Origin of the sequence: Pseudomonas putida, assembly GCF_003228315.1 — a bacterium.
GTDB lineage: Bacteria > Pseudomonadota > Gammaproteobacteria > Pseudomonadales > Pseudomonadaceae > Aquipseudomonas > Aquipseudomonas putida_S.
Genome location: NZ_CP029693.1, coordinates 4,932,501 through 4,944,276, shown reverse-complemented (window position 1 = coordinate 4,944,276; position 11,776 = coordinate 4,932,501). Strand labels below are relative to the sequence as shown.

The window sequence follows — 11,776 nt, the reverse complement described above, 5'->3', positions numbered from 1 at the left end:
TGGTCGTGAACGATTACGTGTGCTTGCTGGATGCACGCGGTGTTCTTGAGTCCATCGCGAGCAGGCTCGCTCCTACAGTTTCAGTTTTCAGTGAGGGGGGTATCGATGCCGTCCTTGAGTTCCAGCATCAGCCCGCTCAAGCGCTTGACCTTGCGCTTCACGGCCTCTTCGAAGACGCCGCCACGGGGTTCGATCAGGGTGAACCAGTCCTTGGCCCGAGTGATTCCGGTGTAGATCAGTTCCTTGGTGAGCACCGGGTTCAGGGCATCCGGCAGGATCAGTGCGGTATGGGCAAACTCCGAGCCCTGGGATTTGTGCACGGTCATGGCGAACACCGTCTCGACATCGTTGAGGCGGCTTGGCAGGACAAAACGCACCCCGCCCTGCCCGTCATTGCGCGGGAACGCCACGCGCAGCACCTGCTTGCCGGCTTCAGGGCCATCGCGCTCGGGGAGTTTGAGCGCGATGCCGATATCGCCGTTCATCAAACCCAGGCCGTAGTCGTTGCGTGTCATCAGAACGGGGCGCCCTTCATACCACTGCTGGTCGCTTTCGATCAGCCGGGCCTTGAGCAACGCCTCGGTGACCCGCTGATTGAGCCCTTCCACGCCCCATGGCCCCTTGCGCACCGCGCACAACAACTGGAAGGCATCGAACGCTTGCAGAACCTCGCGCGCCCACTCCATCCAGCGCCCATCATCGAGGGCGGTATCCGCTGCCGGCCGCTGGTTGCGCAACAGGCTCAGGTAATGCCGATAACCCTGCGGTCCTTCGCCATGACCTTCGAGCAACAAGCGCTCCAGCGCACGGTCCTGTTCATGCTTGAGGGATACGCTGAACACGTCGCCGTGACTGCGCGCCACCAGCAACTTGCGCGCTTCCTCGGGCTGCTGCTGGTTGACCCAACGGGCCAACTGGCCGATGCCGCTGCCTTCGCCGAAACGTCGCGAATGGCGCAACATCACCACCTGCTGTGCCAGAGGATGGGCGCCCTGGGTGTCTTCCTGCAACCCGCCGGCTTGCAGGTTTTCGCCGCTGACCGACTCCAGCCACTGACGCGTCTGCGGGCTGTACCACCCCGCCTCGGCATCGCGACACAAATCGCCCAGCACCGCGCCGGCCTCCACCGAGGCCAACTGGTCCTTGTCGCCCAGCAGCACCAGACGCGCATGGGGCGGCAACGCATCCAGCAGGTTGGCCATCATTTCCAGGTCAATCATCGAGGCTTCGTCCACCACCAGCACATCCAGCGGCAGGCGATTGCCGGCATGGTGGCGGAAATGCCGGGTGCCCGGGCGGCTGCCGAGCAAGCGGTGGACGGTGGTGACGTCGGACGGGATCTTGTTGCGAATGTCGTCGCTGACCTTGAGCGTACGCACCTGCTGGCTGATGGATTCGGTCAACCGCGCGGCCGCCTTGCCGGTGGGTGCCGCCAGACGAATGCGCAATGGCTGGCCGGCCTCGACCGCCGGGGCCTGGAGCAACGCCAGCAGGCGCACCACCGTGGTGGTCTTGCCGGTGCCCGGACCACCGGTGACGATGCTGAAGGCCCTGCGAGTGGCCAGGGCACAGGCGAGCTTCTGCCAGTCGATCACCTCGCCGGGTCGGGCCGGGCCAAACAGGCCGGTCAGGCGCTGTGGCAAGTCATTCGGTGCGGCTTCGTGCACCGCCAGGCGCTGACGCAGCGAATGATCGATCCGCCGCTCGTAGGCCCAGTAGCGACGCAGGTAGAGGCGCTTGCCGCACAACACCAGCGGCCGATGCTGCGCGGCTTCGCTGGTATCAACCGCCAGAGCGACCAGACTTCCGGCTGCCAGCACCTTGCACCAATGGGCACCATCCAGCGCTGCCAGCAACTGTGACGGCAGCAACATCGCGCCACCCTGCACATCGCCCTCCGGCGGCAGCGACAGGGCGAAGTCCGGCTCTTTCAGGGTTTCGAACAGGTCCAGGCAGACGTGCCCATGGCCCAGTTGATGGCTGGTCAACGCGGCAGCCAGCAACACCAGCGGATCATCATCCGGGGCCAGCTCATGCAGGAAGGCCACGAAGGCTTTGTCCAGCGCCCGCAGCCAGCCGCGTTCGACCCAGCGCGTGAGCAACAGCAGCAAGTCGTCGGCACGGCTCAGGGGCGCGAGATCCGCCAGGCTGTCGTCTGCCAACGGCGTCGGCAGCACATCGGCGAAGGTACGGCTCATAGCAAGACTCCCTGTTCCCACGCCGGTTCGGCTTTCGGTTCGGCTTTGCCCTGGAACATGCGGTCCAGGCGCTCGATCAGTTCTCTGGCCGGGCGGGCAAAATACGCTCCCTGAGTGGGCGAGCGGGTACCGCGCAGGAACAGATACAGCGCCCCCCCCACATGCCGGTCGTAGTCGTAATCGGCCAATCGGGTCTTGAGCTGGCGATGCAGGGCCAGCAGGTAGAGCACGTATTGCAGGTCGTAGCGGTTATCGAGAATCGACTGTTCCATGGCCTGTTCGGTGTATGCCGAGTCATCCGCGCCCAGCCAGTTGGACTTGTAGTCGGCGACGTAATAGCGACCGTCGTGCTCGAAGGTCAGGTCGACAAAGCCCTTGAACATGCCGTTGAGCAACACCGGCTCGGCGCTCAGGCGAGGCATGCCGTTGTGGGTGTATTGGCGCACCAGCGCATCGAGCTTGAGCACATCGACCTTGTGGCTGGCGAACCAGAATTCCATTTCGACCTGGTACTGTCTCAGGTGCTCCAGCACCACCGGCTGCTCGCCCGCGCCCACCGGCAAGGGTGACTTGAGCAGGTGCTGCAACCACTCGCTCAGCGTGGTGATCCAGCCTTTCCAGCCACGGCGATTGCAGCGGCGGGCGATGGCGTCCTCCACGGCTTGCGGCGTGACGGCAAAACCTTCGTCGCCCGCCCACTCGAGCAGGCCATGCAGAAAGGTGCCCGGGTTCGGACCACGGGGGAATCGATGGATATCCGCGCCGCCGGCGAGCATCTCCCGGGGCGCTTGCGGATCGAGGCGTTCGTCGTCAAAGAGTTTTTGGGCCTGTGGGCTTTCCGGCGATTGGTCGTTGCCGTCGCTCAGCACGTCGCTCAGGCGCAATGCGCTGTACGAGGCGATCCACCAGTTTTCGCTGGCCTTGCGCTTGGGCATCAGCGGGGCACGCAATGCCGCTGTGTTTTGTGGCGGGTGATAGTGCTCGGCCGTGGCTTCGGGCATTTCGCCGTAGGCCAGTGCGGGGCAATCCTGCTGCAAGTCCCGGAGCCAGCCATTGAGCTGTTGAGACTCGGTCAGCGCGGCGCCACCGCCCAGCAGGTAACCGAGCGCCGACAAGTGCAACACCGAACTGTTGTTGCTGCCGCGCTTGAGGTCCGTCACCCCGAGCCAGCAGGCATGCCGGGCCCGGGTCAGGGCCACGTAAAGCAGGCGCAGATCTTCCGCCAGTCGTTCGTCGTCGGCCAGGGCAATCAACTCGGCGGTCGGGTTCAACGTCACCTGTGCCTTGCCGCTGGCGTCGTGGTAGTGCAACGGCAGGCGGCTGCCGTCCACCGGTTTCGCCGAGCAAATGAACGGCAGGAACACCAATGGATATTCAAGACCCTTGGACTTGTGGATGGTCACCACCTTGACCAGTTGCTCGTCACTTTCCAGGCGCAGGATCTGCTCCTCGCCCGCTTGACCGGAGAGCGCCAGATGCTCGGACAAGTGCCGGATCAGTGCCTGTTCGCCATCCAGTTCGGCGGCGGCCTGTTGCAGCAATTCGCACAGGTGCAAGAGGTTGGTCAGCACCCGCTCGCCATCGCTGCGGGCAATCAGGGCCTGGGGCAGTTGGAAGTCATGCAACAGGCAACGCAGCATCGGCAACACGCCCTGCTTGCGCCAGATCTCGCGATAACGACGGAACTGCATGACCCGTGCTTCCCAGGCCATCTCGTCCTGATTGAGTTGCTCCAATTCCGCCAGCGACAGATTGAGGGTGATGCAGGCCAGGGCCGCTCGCAACGGTCGCTCGACATCGGGTTCGGCGCAGGCCTTGAGCCAGGTCAGCAGGTCGTGCGCTTCCTGGGCGGCGAACACCGAGTCCTTGTCCGACAGATAGACGCTGCGCACGCCACGTGCATTGAGTTCGGCACGCACGGCCTGCGCCTCCTTGCCATCGCGAACCAGGATGGCGATGTCCGCCGGCAGCAGGCCTCTGGGCTCCTTGCCGTCCTGGATGAACACCGCGCGGCCTTGCTGGCCACCGTTGAGCAAAGCGGTGATTTCGCTGGCACAGGCGGCCGCCAGTTGTTGCCGGTACACCGCACCGGACAACGGTTGCTCCGCCGGCAAGTGCCAGATGTTCAGTGCAGGCACGGCCAGGCCTTCGATCCGCAGGACCTCCTTGCGCCCCTGAGAATTGACCGGCAAAAACGGCACAGGATTGTCGCCGTTGCTGTCACGGAACAGGAATGCACCCCGTCCGGTTTCGCGCTTCTCGGCACGTTCGAAGACATGGTTCACCGCACTGACCATGCCGTGGCTGGAGCGAAAGTTGGTGCCCAGGGTGTGCAGGCGGCCGGTGGTGGCTTGGCGGGCGCGCAGATAGGTGTAGATGTCGGCGCCGCGGAAAGCGTAGATCGCCTGTTTCGGGTCGCCGATCAGGAACAGGCCGCTCTCGGGGTTGTTGTCTTCGATGCGGTAGATGCTCTCGAAGATGCGGTACTGCACCGGGTCGGTGTCCTGGAATTCGTCGATGAGCGCCACCGGGAACTGTTCGCGGATCAAGGTGGCCAGGCGCTCGCCACCGTCGGCCTGCAAGGCGGCGTCCAGGCGCAGCAGCATGTCGTCGAAACCCATTTCCGCGCGGCGACGTTTTTCTTCCTCGAAGCGCGCACCGACCCAATGGGCCGCGTGCTGCAACACCGCTGCATCGGGCGTCGGCAGGCCATCAAGGGTGGCTTTCAAGGCGTGCATGGCATCAAGGCCGGGGTGATCGGGAACCGGGCCCTTCTTCCAGGCTTCAGCCATGCCCTCGGGCGTCAGGCGAGTGAAGCCGGTGCCGATGTCCAGTTGCTCGAGGGTTTCGTCTTGCGCCCAGGCCTTGATTTTCTCGAACCAGGGCTCGAAGTAACGCGCCTGCATCTTGCGTCCGTCGACGCTCTTGCTGGCGACGCCTTCGTGGCAAAGGGCGAGCAACTCGTCAGCCCACTGAAGCCACGGTGTCTTGAGCTCCAACAGCGCGGCTCGTCGTTCCTGCAGGCATTCCATGATCAGCTCGGCAGGTTCGCGGGTTTCGACCCTGTCCCGCTCGCTGGCAAACAGTCCGCGAATCCGTGGCAACAACGCTGCCGGCCCACCCCAATTGTTGCGTACCCAGTTCAGTGCATCGCCTTGCATCGGGTAGCAAAACAGTCGCCAGTAGTCGCGCAGGACTTCGCCGAGCAAATCGCTGTGATCGGTTTCCAGGGTCTGGGTAAACAGGCTGCCACTGTCGAAGGCGTGCTCGCGCAACATGCGCTGACACCAACTGTGGATCGTCGACACCGCGGCTTCATCCATCCACTGCGCGGCGATGTCCAGGCGGTTGGCGCAACCGGCCCATTGCTCGGGCAAATAAGCTTCGCGCAGTTCGGCAATCAGGCTGTCGGGTGCCGGGGTTTCTTCGCGGAAAAAACGCGCGGCTTCGGCCAGACGGGTACGAATACGCTCACGCAGTTCCTTGGTGGCGGCGTCGGTAAAGGTCACGACAAGGATTTGCGGTGGCAGCAGTTCGCGACCAAAACCGTTGATTTCATCGCCATGACCGAGCACAAGTCGCAGGTACAGGGCGGAAATGGTGAAGGTCTTGCCGGTGCCGGCACTGGCTTCGATCAATTGGCTGCCGCGCAGCGGGAATGCCAGGGCCAGGGGAGTCTTGGTGGTCATGGGCGTGCCTCCTCGCTGGACATCGAACGCCAGGGGGCTTCGAGTAACGGTCGGTACAGTGCGTCACACCAATCGACGAAGGTCTCGTCGGCGACCAGCGCATCGTAATCGGCAAATTGCCGAGCGAGTGCCACGCTTTCGCGGCGCTCACCATCGGTGGTCAAGCCATCGCCTTCATAGGCCTTGCGCGCAGCTGCCTCGGCTTTGACCGGATCGGTCTGGCCCAGCCAGGCGAAGGCGGTCTTGACAGCGATGGGCAGCGGCTGGCGCATGCCGGATTGCCAGGCGAGCAACAGATCGCCGAGGATCTTGCGGGCCGGTTCCACGTCCATGGGTGCAATCATCAGGCTGTCATCGCTGGCCACCAGGGCAGTGGTCAAGTCGAGGCCACTGGCGCAGGCGATCAGATGGTCGACCCATGGCCGCGTCAGCCGATGCCATTTGCGCGACTTGATGGAGCCGATGCTGTTGGGGATCGTGGTGACGGACAACAATCCACCATCGGCGCGTTGATGCAGGCCACCGAGCCAGCCTTCAACGCACAATTCATGCAGTTCCAGACTTACTGGCAGCGTACTGGTCAGTGGTGTTGGCCACAGGGCCAGCAGTTGTTGGTAACGCTGCAGCAGGTCGGGCAGTGGCTCGATCAGTTCTCGCTGAAGGCTTTCGCCAAACCCGGCCATGGGCAGCAGTCCACTGTTTTGCAGGCGTCGTGCCTGCGCTTGCAGTGCCTGTTCGGGGTTGTCCGTCTCGGTCAGTGCAGCTTTGAGCAAGTTGTCGCTGAGGCTGTAGCGCTGCAGCGCGTCGAGAACGAAGGGTTCCTCGTCGGCCAGTGGCACTTCGGCGGCCTCGAAGAACACCTTCAGCCTTTGACTGAAGAAATGCCGCACCGGGTTGCGCAGGAAGTCCTGGAGCTGGCCGATGCTCAAGGGCTCTTCCTGCACGTGGGGCTCGAGGATTTGGTTTTGCGCTGTCTGGTGTGGCGACTGATGAAGCGCCTGCCACTCGCTGGCGTAGCTGAACAGGTCATCGCCTTCATGGAAGTAGCGGGCGCTGAAGGGTTGCAGGGGGTGTTCCTGCGTCAGGGCTTCGAGCACATCTTGCGCTGGGTCGCTCGATTGCCAACCGCTGGCCAGATGGTCACGCAGTTGGCCGATCAGTACCGAGGCGGGGCGCTCGCTGTTATCGCGAATGCTGCGGCCGACCCAGCTGATATAGAGCTGGTCACGTGCCGATAGCAGTGCTTCGAGCAACAGGTAGCGGTCATCTTCGCGTCGCGAACGATCGCCGGGGCGGTAGTCGCTGCCCATGAGGTCGAAGTCCAGCGGCGGTTGTGCGCGGGGGTAGTCACCGTCATTCATGCCCAGCAGGCACACCAGTTTGAAAGGGATCGCCCGCATCGGCATCAAGGTGCAGAAGTTCACGGCGCCGGCGAGGAAACGCTGGGACAGGCGCCCTTGATCCAGACCGGCCAGCCAGGCTTCACGGACGACGGTCAGCGGCAATTCATCCTGCAGGCCGACCGACTCGCAGTTTTCCAGCCAGGCTTCCCTTAGTTCCTCAAGCTGCGTGAGCAGGAAGTCGTCATGTTCGTTGGTGGCCTGGAAGAACAGCGAGGTCAATGCCTGCATGCGCAGGCTCCACTGAGCGGGCGATGCCGGTTGCGTGAGTTCGCGGTGGGCGATTTCCAGGGCGTCCAGTAGCGAAACCAACGGGCCGATGAGTGCGGCATCCAACCCGCCAATTTCATCGTAGGGCTCGATGCCGCCATACGTGTTTGCACTGCCGACGGCGTAACCAAGCAGCATGCGGCGCAGGCCGAAACACCAACTGTTCTGCTCCAGGGCTTCGGGTAAGCCGAGCCCTGCACGTTGCTCGGCATTCATGCCCCAGCGAATGCCGGCGCCCTCGATCCAGCTATGCAAGGTCGGCAGGTCGCGTTCTTCGACACCGAAGCGGGCGCGCAAGGCTGGCACGTCGAGCAGATCGAGAATCTCGCTGACGGGGAATCGACTATCAGGCAGTTTGAGCAGGTGTTCGACGGCAATCAGCAGTGGGTCGCGTCCGCGCTGGCCCTGGTCGGCCATGGTGAAGGGGATGAAGCGTGGGTCGTGACGATCGAGTTGGCCGAACACGGCGCGAATGTGCGGTGCATAACTGTCGATGTCCGGGACCATGACGATTACGTCCCGGGGGCGCAAATCGGGGTCAGCACTGAAGCGCGCGAGCAACTGATCGTGGAGGATCTCTACTTCACGCTGGGCGCTGTGGGCGATGTGAAAACGGATCGATTGATCCTGCTTTGTCTCGATGGCGGGCCAGCGTTCGCGCGTTTCGTTGAGGGGACGTAATTCAAGGATGTCGTCCTGCAGCTGATTGAGCATGTTCGATGGCTGGCTGTCGCTGAACAGATCGATACGACCGTCGCGGAAGGCTGAGCGATAGCTGTTCGGATCGTCGTAGCTGTCGAGCAGATTGATGTAGTCACGCCCCTGTTTGCCCCAGGCGGCCAGCAGCGGATGGGCGTGCTGGTGCAGGGTTTGCGGGTCGAGCACAACCGGCATGCCGCTCTTGCGGGCCTGGCGTTTGTATTGATGTCGCAGGAGGTCTTTGTCGGCGACGATGTCCGCCCAGTGATGGCGGCACGGGTTGTGTACGCACAGCAGCACCTGACTGAATCGAGCCAACCCGGCCAACGCTTCCAGGGCCTGGGCAGGCAGCGAGGAAATCCCGAAAACGATCACTCGGGAAGGCAGGCCTTGGGGAGCTGTGTCGAGATTGTTGATGCGCTCGATGAAGCGCTGATGGACACCGGCACGGCTCTGCGCCATGCCCTCTTCGCCGACATCCAGCAACAGCGCACGCCATAGTTCCGCTTGCCAGCAGTTGGCGGGAGGAAGGGGCTTGGCTTCACCTCTGCCGTTGCGCAGTTGATGCCGGCCTTGCGCCCAGTCTTCGAGCCAGTCCGCGCGGTACACCTGATATTGGTCGAACAGGTCGGCCAGGCGCTCAGCCAACTGATAGCGCTTGCGCAAATCGGTGTCGTTGGTCAGAAAGCGTTGCAGGGGTTCGAAGTGCGGTTGATTGATCAGCTGCGGTAGCAGGCGCATCAGGCGCCAGGTCAGCGGGGCTTTATCGAGCAAGGATTTGGCGGGGATTTCGTCACGACCCAAGACCATGCGATAGAGCTGCCACATGAAACTGCCTGGCAGTTGCACGTCGATGGCGGCGGCGATTCCGCAGCCGCCCATGTCATCGTTTTCAGCATCTTCGGCCAGCGCCAGTTTCAGCCACTGCGCAATGCCGTTGCTCTGCACCAGGGCAATCTCATTTTCCAGGGGAGCCAGCGGGTAGCGGCGCATCCAGCTCACCACCAGACTGCGCAATTCGTCCAGGCGGTTACCGTGAACCACCATAAAACCAGCACTGAGGGACGGTGCGTCCGGCATATAAGCTTCCTTGGAAAATACAAATACCAGGGCGGAACCTTAGCATTGTCGGGAGACTGTGGCAGCGGGGAGCTATCAGGTGTTGCGATGTGAACTTTTCCGTGCGCAAAAACAAAACCCCAACTGCTTTCGCAATTGGGGTTTCGGAATTTAATCTTGACGATGACCTACTCTCACATGGGGAAACCCCACACTACCATCGGCGATGCATCGTTTCACTTCTGAGTTCGGGATGGGATCAGGTGGTTCCAATGCTCTATGGTCGTCAAGAAATTCTTGAGCTGACGCGTCTTTCAACGTTCCAGCGAATCGGGTATGTGACAGCTTTCGGTGTTTGCGAGTTGCGCGAACTTTCGGTTCATTGCGTCTTCACACACCGCAATCTGGCCTTTCGACGCAAATTGCTTGGGTGTTATATGGTCAAGCCTCACGGGCAATTAGTATTGGTTAGCTCAACGCCTCACAGCGCTTACACACCCAACCTATCAACGTCGTAGTCTTCGACGGCCCTTCAGGGAACTCAAGGTTCCAGTGAGATCTCATCTTGAGGCAAGTTTCCCGCTTAGATGCTTTCAGCGGTTATCTTTTCCGAACATAGCTACCCGGCAATGCCACTGGCGTGACAACCGGAACACCAGAGGTTCGTCCACTCCGGTCCTCTCGTACTAGGAGCAGCCCCTCTCAAATCTCAAACGTCCACGGCAGATAGGGACCGAACTGTCTCACGACGTTCTAAACCCAGCTCGCGTACCACTTTAAATGGCGAACAGCCATACCCTTGGGACCGGCTTCAGCCCCAGGATGTGATGAGCCGACATCGAGGTGCCAAACACCGCCGTCGATATGAACTCTTGGGCGGTATCAGCCTGTTATCCCCGGAGTACCTTTTATCCGTTGAGCGATGGCCCTTCCATACAGAACCACCGGATCACTAAGACCTACTTTCGTACCTGCTCGACGTGTCTGTCTCGCAGTCAAGCGCGCTTTTGCCTTTATACTCTACGACCGATTTCCGACCGGTCTGAGCGCACCTTCGTACTCCTCCGTTACTCTTTAGGAGGAGACCGCCCCAGTCAAACTACCCACCATACACTGTCCTCGATCCGGATAACGGACCTGAGTTAGAACCTCAAAGTTGCCAGGGTGGTATTTCAAGGATGGCTCCACGCGAACTGGCGTCCACGCTTCAAAGCCTCCCACCTATCCTACACAAGCAAATTCAAAGTCCAGTGCAAAGCTATAGTAAAGGTTCACGGGGTCTTTCCGTCTAGCCGCGGATACACTGCATCTTCACAGCGATTTCAATTTCACTGAGTCTCGGGTGGAGACAGCGCCGCCATCGTTACGCCATTCGTGCAGGTCGGAACTTACCCGACAAGGAATTTCGCTACCTTAGGACCGTTATAGTTACGGCCGCCGTTTACCGGGGCTTCGATCAAGAGCTTCGCGTTAGCTAACCCCATCAATTAACCTTCCGGCACCGGGCAGGCGTCACACCCTATACGTCCACTTTCGTGTTTGCAGAGTGCTGTGTTTTTAATAAACAGTCGCAGCGGCCTGGTATCTTCGACCGGCGTGGGCTTACGCAGCAAGTGCTTCACCCTCACCGGCGCACCTTCTCCCGAAGTTACGGTGCCATTTTGCCTAGTTCCTTCACCCGAGTTCTCTCAAGCGCCTTGGTATTCTCTACCCAACCACCTGTGTCGGTTTGGGGTACGGTTCCTGGTTATCTGAAGCTTAGAAGCTTTTCTTGGAAGCATGGCATCAACCACTTCGTCACCCAAAGGGTAACTCGTCATCAGCTCTCGGCCTTAGAATCCCGGATTTACCTAAGATTCCAGCCTACCACCTTAAACTTGGACAACCAACGCCAAGCTGGCCTAGCCTTCTCCGTCCCTCCATCGCAATAACCAGAAGTACAGGAATATTAACCTGTTTTCCATCGACTACGCTTTTCAGCCTCGCCTTAGGGACCGACTAACCCTGCGTCGATTAACGTTGCGCAGGAAACCTTGGTCTTTCGGCGTGGGTGTTTTTCACACCCATTGTCGTTACTCATGTCAGCATTCGCACTTCTGATACCTCCAGCAAGCTTCTCAACTCACCTTCACAGGCTTACAGAACGCTCCTCTACCGCATCACCTAAGTGATACCCGTAGCTTCGGTGTATGGTTTGAGCCCCGTTACATCTTCCGCGCAGGCCGACTCGACTAGTGAGCTATTACGCTTTCTTTAAAGGGTGGCTGCTTCTAAGCCAACCTCCTAGCTGTCTAAGCCTTCCCACATCGTTTCCCACTTAACCATAACTTTGGGACCTTAGCTGACGGTCTGGGTTGTTTCCCTTTTCACGACGGACGTTAGCACCCGCCGTGTGTCTCCCATGCTCGGCACTTGTAGGTATTCGGAGTTTGCATCGGTTTGGTAAGTCGGGATGACCCCC

General features: G+C 60.8%; 3 protein-coding genes and 2 rRNA genes (1 of these 5 running past the window's edge). All 5 read right to left on the bottom strand.

The window, feature by feature from the left end; genetic code table 11:
• Positions 1 to 80 precede the first annotated feature (80 nt).
• Positions 81 to 2,198 (bottom strand): exodeoxyribonuclease V subunit alpha, encoded by a 2,118-nt coding sequence (gene recD / locus DKY63_RS23085; RefSeq protein WP_110966212.1) that lies wholly within the window; start codon positions 2,196 to 2,198, stop codon positions 81 to 83.
• Positions 2,195 to 5,887 carry an exodeoxyribonuclease V subunit beta gene (recB, locus tag DKY63_RS23080; protein WP_110966211.1) on the bottom strand — a complete coding sequence of 1,231 codons (3,693 nt, stop codon included), beginning with the start codon at positions 5,885 to 5,887 and terminating at the stop codon, positions 2,195 to 2,197. Before recB ends, recD begins: the two co-directional genes overlap by 4 nt.
• Positions 5,884 to 9,336 carry an exodeoxyribonuclease V subunit gamma gene (gene recC, locus DKY63_RS23075; RefSeq protein WP_110966210.1) on the bottom strand — a complete coding sequence of 1,151 codons (3,453 nt, stop codon included), beginning with the start codon at positions 9,334 to 9,336 and terminating at the stop codon, positions 5,884 to 5,886. The genes recB and recC overlap by 4 nt, the downstream gene beginning before the upstream one ends.
• Before the next feature lie 154 nt (positions 9,337 to 9,490).
• Positions 9,491 to 9,606: ribosomal RNA gene (gene rrf, locus DKY63_RS23070) — 5S ribosomal RNA — on the bottom strand.
• Between the two features lie 146 nt (positions 9,607 to 9,752).
• A 23S ribosomal RNA gene (locus DKY63_RS23065) occupies positions 9,753 to 11,776 on the bottom strand (it continues 868 nt past the right edge of the window).

What these genes read in the sequence shown, in the direction of transcription:
- recD (WP_110966212.1), bottom strand. Translation starts at nt 2,198, where the DNA reads ATGAGCCGTACCTTCGCCGATGTGCTGCCGACGCCGTTGGCAGACGAC.
- recB (WP_110966211.1), bottom strand. Translation starts at nt 5,887, where the DNA reads ATGACCACCAAGACTCCCCTGGCCCTGGCATTCCCGCTGCGCGGCAGC.
- recC (WP_110966210.1), bottom strand. Translation starts at nt 9,336, where the DNA reads ATGCCGGACGCACCGTCCCTCAGTGCTGGTTTTATGGTGGTTCACGGT.